This window comes from Corynebacterium sp. UBA2622 (genome assembly GCF_002339505.1).
Lineage (GTDB): Bacteria > Actinomycetota > Actinomycetes > Mycobacteriales > Mycobacteriaceae > Corynebacterium.
This window is the reverse complement of record NZ_DDJO01000009.1, coordinates 86707-106343: the sequence shown is the minus strand read 5'-3', so window position 1 is coordinate 106343 and position 19637 is coordinate 86707. Positions and strand designations below refer to the sequence as shown.

18 protein-coding genes and 1 pseudogene are annotated in these 19637 nt (G+C 66.7%); 11 read left to right on the top strand and 8 right to left on the bottom strand.

The window, feature by feature from the left end:
- The first annotated feature begins 27 nt into the window (after positions 1-27).
- From sufB to B3611_RS03085, 7 genes are all read left to right on the top strand, one after another.
- Positions 28-1434: a Fe-S cluster assembly protein SufB gene (gene sufB, locus B3611_RS03115; RefSeq protein ID WP_291313803.1), complete on the top strand. Its 1407-nt coding sequence runs from the start codon at positions 28-30 to the stop codon at positions 1432-1434.
- Between the two features lie 3 nt (positions 1435-1437).
- On the top strand, positions 1438-2613 hold the full coding sequence (gene sufD / locus B3611_RS03110; RefSeq protein ID WP_291313610.1) for a Fe-S cluster assembly protein SufD: 1176 nt from the start codon (positions 1438-1440) through the stop codon (positions 2611-2613).
- Between the two features lie 41 nt (positions 2614-2654).
- Entirely contained in the window at positions 2655-3410 is a 756-nt protein-coding gene (sufC, locus tag B3611_RS03105; protein ID WP_291313609.1) for a Fe-S cluster assembly ATPase SufC, read from the top strand.
- The gene (locus B3611_RS03100) at positions 3410-4669 is read left to right on the top strand and encodes a SufS family cysteine desulfurase (RefSeq protein WP_414646290.1); all 1260 of its coding nucleotides are present in this window, start codon (positions 3410-3412) and stop codon (positions 4667-4669) included. The genes sufC and B3611_RS03100 overlap by 1 nt, the downstream gene beginning before the upstream one ends.
- A 3-nt stretch (positions 4670-4672) precedes the next feature.
- Positions 4673-5125, top strand: coding sequence for a Fe-S cluster assembly sulfur transfer protein SufU (gene sufU / locus B3611_RS03095; protein WP_291313608.1), 453 nt, complete (start codon positions 4673-4675; stop codon positions 5123-5125).
- A 16-nt stretch (positions 5126-5141) separates the two neighbouring features.
- Entirely contained in the window at positions 5142-5522 is a 381-nt protein-coding gene (locus tag B3611_RS03090) for a metal-sulfur cluster assembly factor (RefSeq protein ID WP_291313607.1), read from the top strand.
- Positions 5523-5594: 72 nt separating this feature from the next.
- Complete coding sequence (locus B3611_RS03085) at positions 5595-7223, top strand: ABC-F family ATP-binding cassette domain-containing protein (RefSeq protein ID WP_291313606.1); 1629 nt, start codon at positions 5595-5597, stop codon at positions 7221-7223.
- A gap of 7 nt (positions 7224-7230) precedes the next feature.
- On the opposite strand, the gene B3611_RS03080 is transcribed toward B3611_RS03085, so the two are convergent.
- On the bottom strand, positions 7231-8100 hold the full coding sequence (locus B3611_RS03080; protein WP_291313605.1) for a hypothetical protein: 870 nt from the start codon (positions 8098-8100) through the stop codon (positions 7231-7233).
- A 13-nt stretch (positions 8101-8113) separates the two neighbouring features.
- The gene (locus B3611_RS03075; protein ID WP_291313604.1) at positions 8114-8851 is read right to left on the bottom strand and encodes a glutamine amidotransferase; all 738 of its coding nucleotides are present in this window, start codon (positions 8849-8851) and stop codon (positions 8114-8116) included.
- Between the two features lie 56 nt (positions 8852-8907).
- Between B3611_RS03075 and B3611_RS03070 the strand changes: the two genes are divergently transcribed.
- Positions 8908-9156: a PLDc N-terminal domain-containing protein gene (locus B3611_RS03070; RefSeq protein ID WP_291313603.1), complete on the top strand. Its 249-nt coding sequence runs from the start codon at positions 8908-8910 to the stop codon at positions 9154-9156.
- On the opposite strand, the gene B3611_RS03065 is transcribed toward B3611_RS03070, so the two are convergent.
- The 5 genes from B3611_RS03065 to acnA all read right to left on the bottom strand — a co-directional run bounded on the left by B3611_RS03065 (position 9157) and on the right by acnA (position 15014).
- Positions 9157-10521 (bottom strand): PFL family protein, encoded by a 1365-nt coding sequence (locus tag B3611_RS03065; protein WP_291313602.1) that lies wholly within the window; start codon positions 10519-10521, stop codon positions 9157-9159.
- 9 nt (positions 10522-10530) lie between these two features.
- A complete protein-coding gene (locus B3611_RS03060; RefSeq protein WP_291313601.1) occupies positions 10531-10800 on the bottom strand; it encodes an ACT domain-containing protein in 270 nt (89 codons plus the stop codon).
- 10 nt (positions 10801-10810) lie between these two features.
- Positions 10811-11563 carry a glutamine amidotransferase gene (locus B3611_RS03055; protein WP_291313600.1) on the bottom strand — a complete coding sequence of 251 codons (753 nt, stop codon included), beginning with the start codon at positions 11561-11563 and terminating at the stop codon, positions 10811-10813.
- Positions 11564-11587: 24 nt separating this feature from the next.
- Entirely contained in the window at positions 11588-12154 is a 567-nt protein-coding gene (locus B3611_RS03050) for a TetR/AcrR family transcriptional regulator (RefSeq protein WP_291313599.1), read from the bottom strand.
- A 79-nt stretch (positions 12155-12233) separates the two neighbouring features.
- Positions 12234-15014 (bottom strand): aconitate hydratase AcnA, encoded by a 2781-nt coding sequence (gene acnA / locus B3611_RS03045; RefSeq protein WP_291313598.1) that lies wholly within the window; start codon positions 15012-15014, stop codon positions 12234-12236.
- 174 nt (positions 15015-15188) lie between these two features.
- On the opposite strand from acnA, the gene B3611_RS03040 reads away from it, so the two are divergent.
- From B3611_RS03040 to B3611_RS03030, 3 genes and pseudogenes are all read left to right on the top strand, one after another.
- Entirely contained in the window at positions 15189-15674 is a 486-nt protein-coding gene (locus B3611_RS03040; protein WP_291313597.1) for a DUF6676 family protein, read from the top strand.
- 444 nt (positions 15675-16118) lie between these two features.
- On the top strand, positions 16119-17768 hold the full coding sequence (locus tag B3611_RS03035; protein ID WP_291313596.1) for a DIP1281 family NlpC/P60 protein: 1650 nt from the start codon (positions 16119-16121) through the stop codon (positions 17766-17768).
- Between the two features lie 30 nt (positions 17769-17798).
- Positions 17799-18849: pseudogene (locus B3611_RS03030) on the top strand (ferrochelatase).
- On the opposite strand, the gene B3611_RS03025 reads toward B3611_RS03030, so the two are convergent.
- Complete coding sequence (locus tag B3611_RS03025) at positions 18846-19607, bottom strand: hypothetical protein (RefSeq protein WP_291313801.1); 762 nt, start codon at positions 19605-19607, stop codon at positions 18846-18848. The pseudogene B3611_RS03030 and the gene B3611_RS03025 overlap by 4 nt on opposite strands.
- Positions 19608-19637 lie beyond the last annotated feature (30 nt).

Here is a 19637-nt window from a genome sequence, read left to right as displayed (position 1 = left end):
ACTCCCGCACCCGGCCTGGAACGGCCGATGAACGACGACGAAATCATCGAGTCCATTGGTGCCTACAATTACGGGTGGCACGATTCCGACGTTGCCGGCGCCTCCGCGCGTCGCGGCCTGAGCGAGGATGTCGTCCGCGACATCTCCGGGATCAAGAACGAGCCGGAGTGGATGCTGAACCAGCGCCTCAAGGCCCTGGAGATGTTCGAGAAGAAGCCGATGCCGACGTGGGGTGCCGACCTCTCCGACATCGACTTCGACAACATCAAGTACTACGTCCGCTCCACCGAGAAGCAGGCCGCCTCCTGGGAGGAGCTGCCCGAGGACATCAAGAACACCTACGACAAGCTCGGTATCCCCGAGGCGGAGAAGCAGCGCCTCGTCGCGGGCGTCGCCGCGCAGTACGAGTCCGAGGTCGTCTACCACCAGATCCGCGAGGACCTGGAGGCAAAGGGCGTCATCTTCCTCGACACGGACACGGCTCTGCGCGAGCACGAGGATCTGTTCAAGGAGTACTTCGGCTCGGTCATCCCGGCCGGCGACAACAAGTTCTCCGCGCTGAACTCCGCGGTCTGGTCGGGCGGGTCCTTCATCTACGTCCCGCCGGGGGTCCACGTGGACATCCCGCTGCAGGCCTATTTCCGCATTAACACGGAGAACATGGGCCAGTTCGAGCGCACGCTCATCATCGTCGACGAGGACGCCTACGTCCACTACGTCGAGGGCTGCACCGCCCCGATCTACAAGTCGGACTCGCTGCACTCCGCCGTTGTGGAGATCATCGTCAAGAAGGGTGGCCGGTGCCGCTACACCACCATCCAGAACTGGTCGAACAACGTCTACAACCTGGTGACCAAGCGCGCCAAGGCCGAAGAGGGCGCGACAATGGAATGGGTCGACGGCAACATCGGCTCCAAGGTGACCATGAAGTACCCGGCTGTGTGGATGACCGGCGAGCACGCCCGCGGCGAGGTTCTCTCCGTCGCCTTCGCCGGTGAGGGCCAGTTCCAGGACACGGGCGCCAAGATGAACCACATGGCCCCGCACACGTCCTCGACGATCGTGTCCAAGTCGGTTGCCCGCGGCGGCGGCCGCGCGGCCTACCGCGGCCTGGTGCAGATCCACCCGAACGCCCACCACTCGGCCTCCAACGTCGAGTGCGACGCGCTCCTCGTGGACAACATCTCCCGCTCCGACACCTACCCCTACAACGACATCCGAAACGACCACGTGACCCTGGGCCACGAGGCGAAGGTGTCGAAGGTCTCGGAGGAGCAGCTGTTCTACCTCATGTCCCGCGGCATCGAGGAGGAGGAGGCCATGGCGATGATCGTCCGCGGCTTCGTCGAGCCCATCGCCAAGGAGCTCCCGATGGAGTACGCGCTGGAGCTCAACCGTCTTATCGAACTGCAAATGGAAGGATCGGTGGGTTAAGCAATGACCCAAGCTTCGGTAGATACCGTCAAGGCGGCAACGCCCCACAACAACAAGGGCGACCTCTTCTCCTCCTTTAACGTCGACGACTTCGAGGTCCCCGGCGGCCGCGACGAGGTGTGGCGCTTCATCCCGTTGCGCCGCATCCGCGGCCTCCACAACGGCACCTTCGCGCCCGCCGCGGAGGCGCGGATCACCGTCGAGGGCCCGTCCGAGGTCACCGTCGAAAAGGTTTCGCCCGACGACGAGCGTCTCAGGGCCGCCGGTGCCCCCGTTGACCGCGTCGCCGCGCAGGCGTGGAGCTCGGCGGCCTCCGGGACCATTGTCACCATCCCGGACAACGCCCAGCTGAGCGAGCCCGTCACCATCACGGTCACGGGCGCGGGCGCGGACGTGACCACCTTCGGCACCATCCTGGTAACTTCCGGGGCGAACTCCTCCGCCACCGTCCTTGTGGATTACGAAGGCAGCGGTACCCACGCCGACAACGTCAACTGGGTCCTCGGCGACGGTTCGCGCATCCACGCGGTCGTGGACGCGGAGTGGGAGGTGGACGCGGTGCACCTCGGCGCCCAAGCGATCGTCCTCGGCCGCGATGCCACCCTGCGCCACACCGTCACCACCTTCGGCGGCGAGGTTGTGCGCATCACCCCGCGAGTGAGCTTCACCGCCCCGGGCGGTGACGCCGAGTTGACCGGTGTGTACTTCGCCGACGACGGCCAGTACATCGAGAACCGCCTGCTGGTGGACCACTCCGTGCCGAACTGCCGGTCCAACGTCCTGTACAAGGGCGCTCTGCAGGGGCAGAAGTCCTCCGACAAGCCCGACGCGCACACCTGCTGGGTGGGCGATGTCCTCATCCGCGCCGAGGCGCAGGGCACCGACACCTACGAGACCAACCGCAACATGGTGCTCACCGACGGCGCCCGCGCCGACGCGATCCCGAACCTGGAGATCGAGACCGGTGAGATCGCCGGTGCAGGCCACGCCGCCACCGTTGGCCGCTTCGACGAGGAGCAGGTGTTCTACCTGCGCTCCCGCGGCATCCCGGAGGAGGAGGCGACCCGCCTGATCATCCGCGGCTTCTTCAACGAGGTGTTGAACCTCATCCCGGTTGAGTCTGTCCGCAAGGAGCTCATCGCCCGCGTCTCGGGCGAGCTCGAGCAGGCCAACCTCTAAGACGACACCCGATCCGACAGAAAGCAGACGGAATACCACCCATGTCCACCTTGGAAATCAAGAACCTCCACGCCAACGTCCTCCCCTCCGAGGAGGGCCAGGAGCCGACCCCCATCCTCAAGGGCGTCAACCTCACCATCAAGTCGGGCGAGACGCACGCCATCATGGGCCCGAACGGCTCCGGCAAGTCCACCCTCGCCTACACCCTCGCCGGCCACCCGAAGTACGAGGTGACCGACGGCGAGGTGCTTCTCGACGGCGAAAACCTGCTCGACATGGAAATCGACGAGCGCGCCCGCGCCGGCCTTTTCCTGGCGATGCAGTACCCCGTCGAGGTGCCGGGCGTGTCCTCCTCCAACTTCATGCGCTCCGCCGTCACCGCCATGCGCGGTGAGGCGCCGAAGCTGCGGGAGTGGGTCCAGGAGCTCAACGCGGCCCGCGAATCCCTCCAGATGGACGCCTCCTTCTCGGAGCGCTCCGTCAACGAGGGTTTCTCCGGCGGTGAGAAGAAGCGCCACGAGGTCATGCAGCTGGCGCTGATGAAGCCGAAGTTCGCCGTGATGGACGAGACCGACTCGGGCCTCGACGTCGACGCGCTGCGCATCGTTTCGCAGGGCATCAACAAGTACCAGGAGGAAACCAACGGCGGAGTCCTCATGATCACGCACTACAAGCGCATCCTGAACTACGTCAAGCCGGACTACGTCCACATCTTCTCCGACGGCAAGGTCGTCCAGACCGGCGATGCCTCCCTGGCCGACACCCTCGAGGCAGAGGGTTACGAGAAGTTCATCTGATGGCGTACACACACTCAGACGGAACACTCAACGTGGAGGCGATCCGCGCGGAGTTTCCGATCCTGTCCCGCACCGTTCGCGACGGTAAACCCCTGGTTTACCTCGACTCCGGTGCGACCTCGCAGCGACCGGAACGCGTGTGGAACGCCGAGCGCGACTTTGTGCTGGGCACCTTCGCCCCGGTCCACCGCGGCTCCTACCAGCTCGCGGAAGAGGCGACCGACGCCTACGAGGGGGCGCGCGATCGCATCGCCGCCTTTGTCGGGGCCGAGGGGCACGAGATCGCGTTCACCAAGAACGCCACCGAGGGGCTTAACCTCGTGGCCTACGTTCTCGGCGACGACCGGGCCGGGCGCTACCGCGTCGGGGAGAGCGACACCATCGTCGTCACCGAGCTGGAGCACCACGCCAACCTCGTGCCGTGGCAGGAGCTGGCGCGCCGCACCGGTGCCAGCCTGAAGTGGTACTCCATGACCCCGGACGGGCGGATCGACCTCGACTCCCTGAAACTGGACGAGACGGTGAAGGTTGTCGCCTTCACCCACCAGTCCAACGTCACCGGCGCCCACGCGGATGTCGGCGAGATGGTCCGCCGCGCGAAGGAGGTCGGTGCGCTGACGGTGCTCGACGCCTGCCAGTCCGTGCCGCACATGAAGGTGGACCTGCACGCGCTCGATGTCGACTTTGCGGCCTTCTCGGGCCACAAGATGCTCGGTCCCTCCGGTGTCGGCGTGGTGTACGGCCGGGGCAGCATCCTCGACGAGCTGCCCCCGTTCCTCACGGGTGGTTCGATGATCGAGGTCGTGGAGATGGAACGATCAACCTACGCCCCGTCGCCGCAGCGCTTCGAGGCCGGCACGCAGATGACCAGCCAGGTCGTCGGCCTCGGCGCCGCAGTGGACTTTCTCGGGGAAATCGGCATGGACGCGGTCCAGGCCCACGAGCAGGTGCTCACCCGCCGCGCGCTGGAGAAGATGCAGGAGATCGAGGGCTTGCGCATCGCCGGCCCTCTTACGGCGGACAGGCGCGGTGGGGCGATCGCCTTCACCGTCGACGGGTTGCATCCTCACGACCTGGGCCAGGTCCTCGACAGCGAGGGCGTATCCATCCGCACCGGCCACCACTGCGCGTGGCCGGCGCACCGCGGCCTCGGCGTCCAGGCGACGGGGCGGGCCAGCTTCTACCTCTACAACACGGAGGAAGAGGTCGACGCGCTCATCGCGGCGATCCACAAAGCCAAGCAATTCTTCGGGGTGTAAGCCATGAATCTGGAATCGATGTACCAAGAGGTCATCCTCGACCACTACAAGAACCCCCAGCACGCCGGCCTGCGCGACCCCTTCGAGGCGGAGGTGCACCACGTCAACCCCTCGTGCGGTGACGAGATCACCCTGCGGGTGCACCTCTCGGGCGACGGAGAGACGGTGGAGGATGTGTCCTACGCCGCGACGGGGTGTTCGATCTCCCAGGCGTCGGCAAGCGTGATGGCGGAGGAGCTCATCGGCCGACCCGTGGACGAGGCGATGGACAAGCTCGGGGCCTTCGAGACCATGGTCACCTCCCGGGGTGAGCTCGAGGGCGACCCGGAGAAGATTGGCGACGGCGTCGCCTTCGCGGGTGTGGCCAAGTTCCCCGCCCGCGTGAAGTGCGCACTCCTGGGGTGGAAGGCCTTCCAGGCCGCCACGTCCGACGCGCTGGAATCCCGCGCGAACTAGAAAGAGAATCTGAAACATGAGTGAAAGCACCTACGACGGGACGCGCGAGCGCCCGGAGCAGACGGAGGGACAGATCAAGCTCTCCAGCGATGTCGTGGAGTACCTGCACGACGTCATCGACCCCGAGCTCGGCATCAACGTTGTCGACCTTGGGCTGGTCTACGACACGTGGATCGAGCAGGAGGGTGAGACCACCAAGGCCGTCATCAACATGACGCTGACCTCGCCGGCCTGCCCGCTCACCGACGTCATCGAGGAGCAGGCAGCCCAGGCCGTCATCGGCAACACGGCCGTCGACGAGCTGGAGCTGAACTGGGTGTGGATGCCCCCGTGGGGCCCGCAGATGATCACGGAGGAGGGCCGCGAGCAGCTTCGCGCGCTCGGCTTCGCGGTCTAAACCCCCAACGTTCCAACCGGCGGATTCCTCCGCCGGTTTTGCCGTTTCCACGCAGTAGTAAGGTAGCCCGTTGTGATTGTCACCAATGATTTCGAAGTCCGGGTAGGGGCGCGCACGCTTCTCGACGCCCCCGGCCAGCACCTCCGGGTCCAGCCGGGTGACCGGATCGGTCTCGTGGGCCGCAACGGCGCGGGAAAGACGACGACGATGCGCATCCTGGCGGGGGAGACTGAGCCCTACGCCGGCACGGTGACCCGCTCCGGCGAGATCGGTTACCTTCCGCAGGACTCCAAGGAGGGTGACATCGAGCAGACCGCCCGTGACCGCGTCCTCTCCGCCCGCGGTCTGGACGCGCTGCGCAGCTCCATGGACCGGCAGCAGGAGATCATGGAGTCCTCCGACGGTTCGAAGCGCGACGCGGCGATCAACAAGTACTCCCGCCTCGAGGAGCGCTACCACGCGCTCGGCGGGTACGAGGCTGACGCAGAGGCGGCGCAGATCTGTGACAACCTCGGTCTTCCCGAGCGCATCCTCGACCAGCCCCTGAAGACGCTCTCGGGTGGCCAGCGCCGCCGCGTCGAGCTCGCCCAAATCCTCTTCGCCGCCAACGACGGGGCGGGAAAGTCGACGACGACGCTGCTTCTCGACGAGCCGACCAACCACCTCGACGCCGATTCCATCCTCTGGCTGCGCGGCTTCCTCTCCAAGCACGAGGGCGGCTTGGTGATGATCTCCCACGACGTCGAGCTCCTCGAGGACGTGTGCAACAAGATTTGGTATCTTGACGCCGTACGCGCCGAGGCCGACGTGTACAACATGGGCTTCGCCAAATACAAGGACGCCCGGGCCCTCGACGAGGCCCGGCGGCGCCGCGAGCGCGCCAACGCGGAGAAGAAGTCGGCCGCCCTGCAGAAGCAGGCCGCCAAGCTGGGTGCGAAGGCGACCAAGGCCGCGGCCGCCAAGCAGATGCTCGCCCGGGCCGAGCGCATGATGAACGAGCTCGACGATGTCCGCGTCGCGGACAAGGTCGCAGCCATCTCCTTCCCGGAACCGGCCCCCTGCGGCAAGACCCCGCTCCACGGCAAGGGCTTGACCAAGATGTACGGCTCCCTCGAGGTCTTTGCGGGCGTCGATCTGGCCATCGACAAGGGCTCGCGCGTGGTGGTGCTGGGCACCAACGGTGCCGGAAAGACGACCCTGCTCAAGCTGCTCGCGGGTGTGGAGCGCACCGACGGCGAGGGCGGCCTCGTCTCCGGTCACGGATTGAAGATCGGCTACTTCGCCCAGGAGCACGACACCATCGACGGCGAGAAGTCCGTCTGGCAGAACACCATCGAGGCCTGTCCCGATGCCGGTCAGCAAGACCTGCGCGGCCTTCTCGGCGCGTTCATGTTCTCGGGTGACAAGCTCGACCAGCCGGCCGGCACCCTCTCAGGCGGCGAGAAGACGCGCCTCGCCCTCGCCACCCTCGTCTCCTCACGCGCGAACGTCCTGCTTCTCGACGAGCCCACCAACAACCTTGACCCGCAATCGCGTGAGCAGGTGCTGGATGCCCTGAAGACCTACACGGGTGCTGTTGTCCTCGTCACCCACGACCCGGGTGCCGTGCGGGCCCTCGAGCCGGAGCGGGTGATCATCATGCCCGAGGGCGACGAGGACATGTGGAGCGACGAGTACATGGAGATCGTCGAGCTCGCCTAACGGCCCGCTAGGGCCTCGGGGCGGGCATGGGATGGTGGCACATTTCCATGTACTCGTCAGGATCCGTTCCCTCCGGAGGGTAGAGCCCGCCGCACATGCCCTCGGCGCGAATCGCCCTCAGCTTCTCCGGGCTTCCCTCGCACTCCGGGGCGAGGCGCTGCACGCCGTCGGAGTAGAGCGCTTCTGCGGGCCCGAGGGTGCCAAGGCACTTCACGACGGTCGGCGACGCAGCCGTCGGCACAGCCGGCGCCGCAGCAGCTCCTGCGCCGTAACCGCCGTTGAGATAGGTGTGCACGGAGTAGGTCACCATCACCGGGGAGCCGCTCTTTACGCGCACGGAGGGGGTGGAGCAGTTGGTGGACCAGGTCCAGGCCCCGCCGGAAACGGGAGATGTCGTCTGGGGGTTGCCGAGCGCGTCGATAAGCGCGACCTCGAGCCCCTCGTCGCTGCGGAGGGTGGTGAGGTTCATTGCTATTCCGCACTTGTTTTGGCTGGCGGGGAACCCGGTGCCGGCGGGCCCCTCGAGCGGCTGCCACTCAGTACCCACGGGAACGGACATCGACCGCTCCCACGAGTCCCGCAGGGTGTATGGGCCGAACTCGTCCAGCGGGTCGGGGAGGGGAGCGGGGTGGATCGAGTCGATGGCCGCCGCCGAGATGAGTGCCGCGGAGTCGACGGGCTCGGGCCGGCCAGAGCTGCTTTCGGTGGTGTCCTCCGCTGTGGTCGACAGGCTCGGGGACGCTGTCGAGGTGGCGGCGGGCGGCGCGGCGTGTTCGGGGGCGGGGCGGCGGCCGATGAGGATGCCGATGGCGAGGACGGCGGCGAGCAGGGCGAGGGCAAGGACCGTAATCGTCGCGACCATGGCACGTTTGGACATGGGTACAGCGTACCTAGCGGGCGTAGAGGGCGGCGAAGTTTTCCAGAACGCGTTTGTTGGCGGTGTAGTCCCCCGCGTACGAGTGTTCCAGGATGGCTGCCAACTCGTCGGCCTGGAAGTAGCCCTGGTCGGCATAGACGCGCAGCCGCAACTCCAGGGAGGCAGCCGTGAGCTCGGGGTGGAACTGGGTGGCGTAGACGTTGCGTTTGACCCGGAACATCTGTACCGGGCAGGAGGCGCCCTCGGCGAGGACGGTCGCACCTGGCGGGAGCTGGGCCAGGGCCTCCTTGTGCCCGACAATGGTGTCAAAGCGGCCGGGAACACCGGAGAGGAGTGGGTCTGAACGGCCGGCGCCGGTGAGCGAAACCTCGATCCTGCCCGCGTCCTCGGCGAACCCCGTGCCCAGGCGCGCCCCGATGGCGGTGCCGATCGCCCCGATCCCGTAGCACGCGCCGAGGAGCGGAAAATCGCAGTCGATAATGCGGGCGACGAGCGTGCCGATTTCACGCTCGACACGAAGCTGAAGCGGCGATTTCGCGGTTGCGGTGTTGTTGAAGGGACTGCCCCCGAGGAGGACACCCGAATAAGAGTCGAGGTCGATGCGCCCCAGCGGGGCGGACTCGAGACGGCGCTGCTGGATGTCGCCTTCCGCTAGGCCCATGGCCTCCCGGAAGCTCACCAGCTCGGCGGCCGCCGCCTCGTCCTCGGGGCGGGTGCTGAGCAGGAGGAAGGGCCGCGTGATCGACTGCATTGGCTAAAACTAGCAAACGCCCGCTCGCCCGGGCTTGAAATCCCTAGGATTGTGGCATGGCTACGAAAACAAACGGAATCATCGGTAAGCTGAGCCGCTCCTGGGGCCGCGTGGGAAAGCGCGAGCGCGTCCTCATCTCGATCCTTGCGGCGGTGGACACCGCCGGCAAGAGCGCGGCGATGGCGAGCCTCGCGCGCACCCCGAAAGAGAAGGTGCGCGGCCCCAAGCTCGTGTGGACGCCCATCATTGCGTCCGTGAACACCCTCGGCTGGCTCGCCTGGTTCCTCGTCGGGCGTAAAAAGTAGCTAGTTGCGGAAGCCGTGGACGGGGGCGGGAATGAACCCTCCGCGGTGAATGAACGCGTCATTGCCCTTCGCGTTGACGGGTATCACCGGCGCATAACCCAGGAGCCCGCCGAAATTCACCTCGTCGCCCGGCCGGGTGCCGGGCACGGGAATGAGCCTCGCCGCCGTGGTCTTGTGGTTCATCACGCCGATCGCCGCCTCGTCCGCGATCATCCCGGAGATGAGCTCGGCGGAGGTATCCCCGGGGATGGCGATCATGTCGAAGCCGACGGAGCAGATGGACGTCATCGCCTCGAGCTTGTCCATCGTTATGGATCCTGCGCGGACGGCGTCAATCATGCCCTGGTCCTCGGAGACCGGGATGAAGGATCCGGACAGCCCTCCGACGCGGGAGCACGCCATCATGCCGCCCTTCTTCACCGCGTCGTTGAGAAGTGCCAGAGCCGCCGTCGTGCCGTGGGTGCCCACCTGCTCCAGGCCCATCCGCTCAAGGATGTGGGCCACGGAGTCGCCCACCTCGGCGGTGGGTGCCAGGGAAAGATCGACGATGCCGAAGGGAACCCCGAGCCGCTCCGCGGCGAGGTTCCCCACGAGCTGGCCAGCGCGGGTGATCTTGAAGGCGGCCTTCTTGATTTCCTCCGCGACCTCGTTCAGGCTCGCCCCCTCAAGCGACCCGATCGCGTGGTCGACGACTCCCGGTCCCGAAACACCCACCGACACGACGGTGTCGGGCTCCTCGATCCCGTGAAACGCGCCAGCCATGAAGGGGTTGTCGCCCACGGCGTTGGCAAAGACCACGAGCTTCGCGCACGCGATGGAGGAGTTGTCTGCGGTGAGCTCCGCGGCTTCCTTAACCACCCGGCCCATGAGACGCACCGCGTCCATGTTGATGCCGGCGCGGGAGGTGGCGACGTTCACGGAACCGCACACGGCGCCCGTCACGCTCAGGGCCTCCGGGATGGAGCGGATGAGGCGCAGGTCGGACTCGGTGGCGCCCTTCTCCACGAGAGCGGAGTACCCGCCGACGAAGTTGACCCCCAGCTCCGCCGCGGCGCGGTCAAGTGCTTTCGCGATGTCCACCGGGTCGCCGTCCACACCCGCGGCGACGAGCGAGACGGGGGAGACGGAGATGCGCTTGTTCACGATGGGAATACCGAGCTCGCGCTCGATGCCCTCGCACACCTCAACGAGGCGCGCGGCCCGGGTGGTGACCCGGTCGTAGACGGCTTCGCAGGTCTCCGCCATCGTGTTGCGCGTGCACCCGATGAGCGAGATGCCCATGGTGACGGTGCGGATGTCGAGGCGGTAGTCCTCGATCATCTGGATCACACCGAGAATGTTCTTTGAGGCCAGGCTGAAGTCCACGGTCGCCGCCTAGATCTCGTTCATCGCGGTGAACAGGTCCGTGGACTGGATGCGCACGACCACACCCAGGCGCTCGCCCACGGAGGCCAGGTGCTCCTGCAGCTCCGCGAGGTCGACGTGATCGCCGGGGATCTCAACCCGCATGATCATGGTGAAGAACTCGTCCATCAGTGTCTGGGAGACGTCGAGGATGTTCAGGTTTCGCTCGGCCGCCGCGCCCGAGACTCCGGCGATGATGCCCACGCGGTCCTGGCCCGTGGTGGTGATGATTGCGTGCATACGCCGCAGTCTAGTAAACGCCTCCCGGCGCCCCTCCGCCCGGTTCGCGGCAGAACGCAACGAACCGCCTGAGGAGCTCGTTCGACCAACGCACGTCCACGCTCGGCAGCATCGCCACGATCGTGTCGTACTCCGCCAGCGGGAAATACCCGTAGTCGTAGTAAAAGTCCATCCGCACCCGCATTGCGTCGGCATCCATTTCGGCGTGGAATTGCGTCGCCCACACACGTCCACCCCAACGCGCGACCTGGACGGGGCACGTCGGGCCCGTTGCGAGCACCTCCAGGTCCGCGGGCAGCGCCGCGGGATTCTCCGTGTGGCCCGTCAACGCACGGAAGGAGTCGGGGAAACCGCGCATGAGGGGGTCGCGTCGCCCAGCATCGGTCAGCTCCACGAGCGTTGGCCCGGACGCCTCTGGCGCCGAGTGACCGATGGAACCGCCGAGGGCGTCGACCAGCCAGCTCATGCCGAAGCAGATAAAGAAAACGGGCACGCGGGAGTCCAACAATCCGCGCAACTGCGCGTGGACGTGCTTCTGCCACGGGCTGTATTCCGGGGATGTGATGCTGAGCGAGCTGCCCCCGACAATCACGCCCGCGAACTTGTCGACGCCCCCGATGCTCACACCGGTGTCCGCCAGGACGCGCAGCTCGACGTCCGTCGCGGCGAGGCCGGTGGCGCGGAGGACGTCGCGGTGCTCGGCGGCGGCCACCTCGGGCCCGAGAGGGCCGTTGCGGAGGGAGACGAGCAAAAATTCAGCCATGCTGCGCAGTCTATACCGCTTGGTCTACTTTGCGTCCCCGGGGCGCCTTACCGACTGTTCCACCAGGTCAAGCATCGCCTCAAGCCGCTCCCTGGGCTCACCCGCGGCCATCTTCACCACCAGCCCATCCAGCACCGTGGACAGGTAGGTCTGCACGACCTCGAGCGGGATATCGTCGCGCATGGCGACGTTGTGCTCCAGGCGGGAGTGGACCGCCTGATCAAGAACCCCCTGGTGCTCGCGCCACCGCTCGGCGAAACCGGGGTCGGTGCGCAGTTTGCGCACAATCTCCGCCCTGGTGACGTACCAGCTGTGGGCCTCCGGGTGGGTGAGTAGGGTTCGCATCACCTCGATGAGCCCGTTTTCCGCGACCACCGCCGCTTGCCTCGCGGCATCCTCCCGCGCGACCGCGAGGAAAAGCTCTTCCTTGTCGCCGAAGTGGTGGAAGATGGCGCCGCGGGTCTTGCCGGTGGCCTTTTCCAGGCGCGAGACCGTCGCCCCCTCATAGCCGTATCGAGCGAAACAGCCGCGGGCGGCGTCGAGAAGCTCCTGCTTGCGCCTGCTCAGCTCGGAGTCGGGGACGATGGGCATGTGAACAACCTCTGGTGGGGGATGGAATGGAAAGAGGGGCCGCCCGGCCAAAGCCGGGGACCCCTCATCGGATGGTCAGTTAGCTCTTGACCATCTGGCGCAGCACGTACTGCAGGATGCCGCCGTGGCGGTAGTACTCGGCCTCACCGGGGGTGTCGACGCGGACAACCGCGTCGAACTCGACGGTGTCGCCACCGTCCTTGGTGGCCGTGACCTTGACGGTCTTCGGGATCGAGTCGCCCTCGTTGAAGGCGGTGATGCCGCTGATGTCGAAGGTCTCCGTGCCGTCCAGGCCGAGGCTCTCGTGAGATTCACCCTCCGGGAACTGCAGGGGCAGGACACCCATGCCGATCAGGTTGGAGCGGTGGATGCGCTCGAAGGACTCGGTGATGACGGCCTTCACGCCGAGGAGGTTTGTGCCCTTCGCGGCCCAGTCGCGCGAGGAACCGGTGCCGTACTCCTTGCCCGCGAGCACGACCAGCGGGATGCCAGCCTTCTCGTAGTTCTGGGCGGCGTCGTAGATGAACGCCTGGGGGGCGCCGTCCTGGGTGAAGTCGCGGGTGTACCCGCCCGCCTCGTCCACCAGCTGGTTGCGCAGGCGGATGTTGGCGAAGGTGCCGCGGACCATGACCTCGTGGTTGCCTCGGCGGGAACCGAACGAGTTGTAGTCGTTGCGCTCGACACCGTGCTCGTCGAGGTAGTTCGCCGCCGGGGTTCCCGGCTTGATCGAGGACGCCGGGGAGATGTGGTCGGTGGTGACCGAATCGCCCAGCTTGGCCAGCACGCGGGCGCCGGTGATGTCCTCGACCGCGTTCGGCTCCTCCGGCATGCCGTCGAAGTACGGCGCCTTGCGGATGTAGGTGGAGTCCTCGTTCCAGTCGAAGGTCTTGCCCTCGGGGATGTCGAGGCCCTGCCACTGGGCGTCGCCCTTGAACACGTCGGCGTAGTCGGACTCGTACATCTCGCGGGAGATGGTGTCGGCGATGGTCTTCTCGATCTCCTCCGAGGAGGGCCAGACGTCCTTGAGGAAGACGTCGTTGCCGTCCTGGTCCTGGCCGAGTGCCTGGGTTTCGAAGTCGAAGTCCATCGTGCCGGCGATCGAGTACGCAATGACGAGCAGCGGGGACGCGAGGTAGTTCATCTTCACGTCCGGCGAGATGCGGCCCTCGAAGTTGCGGTTGCCGGAAAGGACGGCGGTCGCGGTGAGGTCGTACTCGTTGATCGCCTCGGACACCTCGTTGGGCAGCGGGCCGGAGTTGCCGATGCAGGAGGCGCAGCCGAAGCCGGTGAGGTAGAAGCCCACCGCCTCGAGGTCCTTCCAGAGGTCAGCGCGCTCGTAGTAGCCGTCGACGACCTGGGAGCCCGGGGCCATGATGGTCTTGACCCACGGCTTCGCCTTCAGGCCCTTCTCGGCAGCCTTGCGGGCGAGCAGGGCGGCACCGACCATGACGGACGGGTTCGAGGTGTTGGTGCAGGAGGTGATGGCCGCGATGGCGACGGCACCGTGGTCGAGGGTGTACTCGCCACCCTGCGGGGACTCGACGATGACCGGCTTGGAGGCGCGGCCCTCGGCGCCCTCGGCAGCGGACTCACCGTTGCCGGGCCAGGACTCGTTGTAGGAGACGGACTCGGTCTTCGGGGCGCGCACCGGGTCGAAGGTCTCGTCGCCAGCGTCGTTGTAGTCGGGAAGCTGCTTGCGGAAGGTCTCCTTGGACTCCGAGAGCAGAATGCGGTCCTGCGGACGCTTCGGGCCGGCGAGGGAAGGCACAACGGTGGAGAGGTCGAGCTCGAGGTACTCGGAGTACTTGGCCTCCGGGGCATCCTGCTCGAGCCACATGCCCTGCGCCTTGGCGTAGGCCTCGACGCGGTCCAGGGTCTCCTGGTCGCGGCCGGTGAGGTGCAGGTACTTGATGGTCTCCTCGTCGATCGGGAAGATCGCGCAGGTGGAGCCGAACTCGGGGGACATGTTGCCGATCGTCGCGCGGTTGGCGAGCGGGATCTCCTTGACACCGTTGCCGTAAAACTCGACGAACTTCTGCACCACGCCGTGCTGGCGCAGCATCTCGGTGATGGTCAGCACCACGTCGGTGGCGGTCACGCCGACCGGGATCTCACCGGTGAGCTTGAAGCCGACAACGCGCGGGATGAGCATGGAGACGGGCTGGCCGAGCATCGCCGCCTCGGCCTCGATGCCACCGACGCCCCAACCGAGGATGCCGAGGCCGTTCTCCATGGTGGTGTGGGAGTCGGTGCCGATGCAGGTGTCCGGGTAGGCAACACCCTCGTTGTCGAAGACGACACGGGAGAGGTACTCGATGTTGACCTGGTGGACGATGCCGGTCCCGGGCGGAACGACGCGGAAGTTGGAGAAGTTCTCCGCACCCCAGCGGAGGAACTGGTAGCGCTCCTCGTTGCGCTCGTACTCGATTTCGACGTTCTTCTCGAGCGCGTCGGTGTTACCGAAGGCCTCGATGATGACGGAGTGGTCGATGACCATCTCGGCTGGGTTCAGCGGGTTCACCTGGTCGGGGTTGCCACCGAGGGTGGAGACGGCCTCACGCATGGTGGCGAGGTCGACGACACACGGAACACCGGTGAAGTCCTGCATGAGGACGCGGGCGGGGGTGAACTGGATCTCGACGGAAGGCTCGGCCTCCGGGTCCCAGTTGGCGAGAGCCTTGATGTGCTCTTCGGTTACGTTCTTTCCGTCTTCGGTGCGCAGCAGGTTCTCACCCAGCACCTTCAGGGAGTAGGGAAGCTTCTCCATGCCTTCGACGGCGTCGAGGGCGAAGTAGTCGTAGGACTTTTCGCCGACCTCGAGCGTCTTCTTGGCGTTGAAGGAGTTCTTGCTTTCAGCCATAGTGAGCTCCATTTCTCGTCGTTAACCAAGTCCGGGGATAATGGCCCCGATGGTGGTCAACTATCCATATTAAGGGACACCACCAAATCCCGCGGGTGTTTCAACGTAACGCGCGTTATGTTCAGCTTGTGAGGTGCGTCTCAGGGCGTGCCCGAGCCCCAGAGAAGGAGAGCAATGATTCCCGCTGACGTGGACATGAATTCGCTGGCGACCCAGCTGCGGGCGGGCGAGGTGGCCTTTGGCACCGCCAACCCTGCCAACCCGGCCCTGGGGGAGCACATCAGCGCCACCCTGCACTCCGTCGACACCGCGGGAATGGGTCCTGTTGGAGTGGTTGTCCTGGAGAGCACCCCGGCCCATCCCGCCGACCTCCGCGACATCGCCCAGGATCTCGCCGACGCAACGGAAAGGGACACGGTGGTCGTACGCACCCCGCAGGCGAGCGGGGCGGTGAGCCACAGGCTGACGCGCGCCGAGGTGGAGCGTGGCCAGCGGGCGATGATGACCCAGCCGGATTACGGGGACGGGATCCGCGCCTTCGCGGAAGACGCCCATGCCGGGGGCATGAACTGGGCGGTGGTTGCATTCGCGACTGTGGTGGCGCTGGCAGTGGTGGCCGCCGCCACAGCGGCGCTCACACGGCGAATGGTCAGGGACTGAACCTTGACATTTTCGGCCCCTAGGTAACGGTTCGCTAACTGTGTCGAAGGTCACATACATCTGACGGCGTGTCAATTCCCCAGCATGGGAGCCTTGTGAGTCACGTTAGGCAGCTTGACTGCTGTGAAAATTGGTAAAGATTGGGCAACGGACTAACAAAGTGTCGTAAGGTTTCGGTGTCGGCTCGTGAGTCGAAAGCAATTTCATACCTAACCGACGTATCAGCGACGCCGACCAGTTCGGCGGGTCCGGGCCTGTGGGGAAGCATGCCAAGCACCGTTGATTGCCTCGGGTGGGTCAGCTTTCGGCTTGCGCGCCCGCGTCAGTAGTCAATCAACCGTCCGCACGTCAAGCCCACGAGCTTGTCTCATGCCGGGTCGCGGCCGCCTAGTCAGTGGCTGTATCCCGGTGTTGGTTCGGCGTGTGGTGTGAGGAGCACCTTCAGTGGGCAACCCAAAGAAGGGCACCCGAATCCGCTGGGTCCGTACGGCCACCAGCGTCATCGCGTGCTCGACAACCCTCTCCCTCGCCGGCACCCTCGTCTCACCCGCGGCGCGCAGCCAGGACCTCGGCTCGTCAGCCTCCAACCTCGTCTCGTCCCTGACAGACGCCCAGTCCCGGGTCAACGCTCTGGATCTGAAGCTCGGCGACCTCCGGGAAGCCGTCAACCGGGCCCTCGTGGATCTCTACGACGCTCAGTCCCGCGCGGAGCAGGCCCGCCGGGGTGTCGACGAGGCCCGCAAACGCCTCGAGCAGTCCCAGTCGGAGGTGGACTCCGCCCGTCGGGAACTCGCTGAGGTCACCCGGTCCCAGTACCGCTCCCGGGGCACCCCCTCCGCCCTCACCGGCGCAACCGCGCTCGAGGGCGGGGACAAGCAGAAGGACGTTCTCGACCGCTCGCTCTACCTGCGCCAGCAGGTGGAGGAGAAGCAGTCGAAGCTCGCGGATGTCGAGCGTGCCCGCACGGAAGCCGCCAACGAGGAGTCCACACTCCGGGAGACCAGCCGGCTGGCGGAGCAGACGGCGGCGGACGCCTCGGCCGCCGAGCAGGAGGCCCGCTCCACCCTGGAGTCCAGCCAGCGAACGCTCGACCAGCAGCTGGAGGAGCGCAGGAAGGCCGAAAGCGAGGTGGCGAAGGCGCAGGAGCAGCTTCACGACGCCCGCCCGGCCGCCGACACCAAGCCCAGCGACACCAAGCCCAGCGACACCAAGCCGGCAGACACCGGGGCGCCGGAGAAGAACGTCGCCAAGCAGGAACCCGCCGCAGAGCCGGAGAAGGTGAGCCCCGAGCTCGCGAAGACAGTGCGCGAGGAGGTCGCGGCCAAGGCCCCCGAGACTCCGGAACCGAGCGACGAGGTCATCTCGAACGCCGTCAGCACCGCAAAAGCGGCGGTGGAGGAGTCGAGCACGACCGGTTCCGGGAAGGCGGAGGCCGAGGATCCGGCCAAGCTGGCCGCCTCAATCGCCGCGTCGTCCGCGCTTGTCGAATCCTCGCAGACCAACCACGGCTCGCTCGACAACCCTTACAGCGGTACCACCGCCGCCGACACCATCGCGGCGTTTTCCAACGGTCTGGCCAGCGTGCTCAAGGCGGCGGACACCAGTACGTCAATGACTCCGGCTGTCGAAGAGGTGCTTCCCAAGGTCGACTCCGCCGAGACGGTGAGCGCGAAGATCTCGGACGCCGTCGCTCCCGCAGCGAACGCATCCGCAGTGGAGACCGTGATCGCCCGCGCCAAGTCCGCCATCGGCACCCCGTACGTATGGGGCGGCGGCGACGCCAGCGGCCCCACCTCCGGGCTCGAGGGCGGCGCCAAGGGCTTTGACTGCTCCGGTCTCGTCCTTTACGCCTTCGCCGCCGCCGGGGTGTCGCTGCCCCATTACACCGGCTACCAGTACACGCGCGGCAACCAGATCAACCCGAGCGATGCCCGCCGCGGGGACCTTCTTTTCTGGGGCCCGGAGGGTAGCCAGCACGTGGCCATCTACCTCGGCGACGGCACCATGATCGAGGCGCCCCAGTCCGGCCAGAACGTGCAGATTTCCCCCGTGCGCTGGTCCGGTATGGCCGACAAGGCGGTGCGGCTGCTCTAACCCGGGGTGAAAGTGCTCTACCATCGGGGCATGGCTCTCAACGACTACGACGCACTGCTCGTCCTCTCCTTCGGTGGCCCCGAAGGGGAGGACGAGGTTATTCCGTTTCTGGAGAACGTGACCCGCGGCCGGGGCATCCCGCGCGACCGGCTCGCCGAGGNNGGGGGAGCACTACTTCCACTTCGGTGGCGTGAGCCCCATCACGGAGCAGAACCGGACCATTATCGCCAACGTGGAGGCGGAGCTGCGCACGCGCGGCATCGATTTGCCCGTCTACTTCGGAAACCGCAACTGGCACCCCTACGGTGAGGATGCCGCAAAGCAGCTCAGCGCCGACAGGCACCGCCGCGTCCTGGTCTTCGCCACCTCCGCCTGGGGCGGTTACTCCGCCTGCCGCCAGTACGACGAGGACATCATCCGCCTACGGGAGGTGGCACCCGAGGTGGAATTCACCAAGTTGTGGCAGTTCTACGGTCACCCCGACTTCATTCGTCTCAACGCCGAGAATCTCCGCGAGGCCTGGGCGAAGGCGGACCAGGGGGCGACCAAGGTTCTCTTCTCCGCCCACAGCGTCCCGTCCGTGGCCGACGAGGCATCGGGCGGCCCCGAGGACGCCCACCTGTACTCCCGCCAGGTGGCGGAAGCCGCCCGCCTGATCGCCGACGCCGCGGGTGTCGACGACTACGAGGTCGTCTGGCAGTCCCGCTCCGGAAACCCGGCGACCCCGTGGCTCGAGCCGGACGTGGTCGACCGCTCCCTCGAGCTGCACGAGCAGCAGGGCACCGGCCACGTCATCTGTGTTCCCGTCGGCTTCATCACCGACCATATGGAGGTCGTGTGGGACCTCGATACCGAGCTCAAGGAGGCGCTCCAGGAAAAGGGCATGACGCTCGACCGCCTTCCCACCGTGGGCCTGACGGAGGACTTCGCCAAGATCGTCGTCGACCTCGCGGAGAACGTCGCCCAGGGCGCCGAACCCGCCAGCTTGTCGACGGTCTCCGTGCAGGGTTGTACCGTCAACGGGGCCCCCTGCACCCCGGGATGCTGTGCCCCGCGGCGCCCGGCGCCGGCCGGCTCCTAGGCCCCCCGGTTCGCCTCGCGCCACAGGTCGTGCACGGCATCGGCCACGCCCGCCATGCGGGCGGTGCGGATGTGGCGCCACAGCGCGAAGAGGTGGGGGTCGAGGCTGTGGTCGCCGACGCGGTCGGTGACGGTCTCGATGATCGCCGCGACCCGGTCGGCCCGCGCGAACAGCTTCGCCGCCCGCGGGGTGGTGCTACCGGGCAGGCCGGGGGTGTCGTAGAAATCCGATAACGCCCCCACCGTCAGCCGGGGGTTCGGCACGTCCGCACTGGTGCCCCCGAGTGCCTCGATGAGCGCCGCCGCCTGATCCGTCGCCGCCGAGAGCAGCGCGTCCGCTTCTCCAGGGGTGAGCCACTCCGGCTCCGGGAGGCGCTCCGTCTCCTCGAACCAACGCCACTCCACGCCGCCCGCCCCGTAGGTGGGGACGAGGATATGGGTGAGCGCGTCGCTCTCCCGGACGGCAAGGGCTCCGGCCGGGGTTAGGGCATCGGCGGCGTGGGAGCCTGCCGGGATGCCCGCCGCCTGGCCGGGTCCCCACAGGATGAGACGCACGACCGGGTCGGGTGAGGAAAGGTCCGCAGCGGCCCGGACGTCGCCAAGCAATGCCGTGACCGGTGACCCGCCGTAGGTGTGCGCACCCCCGAGGTCGGCGAGGGCGTCGAGGAGGTTGTCCGTCGCTTCCGCCCCGTAGAGCCAGGCAGCGAGCCACACCGCGGTGTTCTGGAGGGGTGAATAGACTTCGGCGCGCGTGTACACCGCGGCCATCATAGCGGATAGAATCTGCGC

Excerpts from the sequence above, each read along its gene's own strand:
- B3611_RS03080 (WP_291313605.1), bottom strand. The coding sequence starts at position 8,100 with ATGTCCAAACGTGCCATGGTCGCGACGATTACGGTCCTTGCCCTCGCC.
- B3611_RS03050 (WP_291313599.1), bottom strand. The coding sequence starts at position 12,154 with ATGCCCATCGTCCCCGACTCCGAGCTGAGCAGGCGCAAGCAGGAGCTT.
- sufU (WP_291313608.1), top strand. The coding sequence starts at position 4,673 with ATGAATCTGGAATCGATGTACCAAGAGGTCATCCTCGACCACTACAAG.
- B3611_RS03100 (WP_414646290.1), top strand. The coding sequence starts at position 3,410 with ATGGCGTACACACACTCAGACGGAACACTCAACGTGGAGGCGATCCGC.
- B3611_RS03040 (WP_291313597.1), top strand. The coding sequence starts at position 15,189 with ATGATTCCCGCTGACGTGGACATGAATTCGCTGGCGACCCAGCTGCGG.
- B3611_RS03070 (WP_291313603.1), top strand. The coding sequence starts at position 8,908 with ATGGCTACGAAAACAAACGGAATCATCGGTAAGCTGAGCCGCTCCTGG.
- sufD (WP_291313610.1), top strand. The coding sequence starts at position 1,438 with ATGACCCAAGCTTCGGTAGATACCGTCAAGGCGGCAACGCCCCACAAC.
- B3611_RS03055 (WP_291313600.1), bottom strand. The coding sequence starts at position 11,563 with ATGGCTGAATTTTTGCTCGTCTCCCTCCGCAACGGCCCTCTCGGGCCC.
- acnA (WP_291313598.1), bottom strand. The coding sequence starts at position 15,014 with ATGGCTGAAAGCAAGAACTCCTTCAACGCCAAGAAGACGCTCGAGGTC.
- B3611_RS03060 (WP_291313601.1), bottom strand. The coding sequence starts at position 10,800 with ATGCACGCAATCATCACCACCACGGGCCAGGACCGCGTGGGCATCATC.
- B3611_RS03090 (WP_291313607.1), top strand. The coding sequence starts at position 5,142 with ATGAGTGAAAGCACCTACGACGGGACGCGCGAGCGCCCGGAGCAGACG.
- sufB (WP_291313803.1), top strand. The coding sequence starts at position 28 with ATGAACGACGACGAAATCATCGAGTCCATTGGTGCCTACAATTACGGG.
- sufC (WP_291313609.1), top strand. The coding sequence starts at position 2,655 with ATGTCCACCTTGGAAATCAAGAACCTCCACGCCAACGTCCTCCCCTCC.
- B3611_RS03075 (WP_291313604.1), bottom strand. The coding sequence starts at position 8,851 with ATGCAGTCGATCACGCGGCCCTTCCTCCTGCTCAGCACCCGCCCCGAG.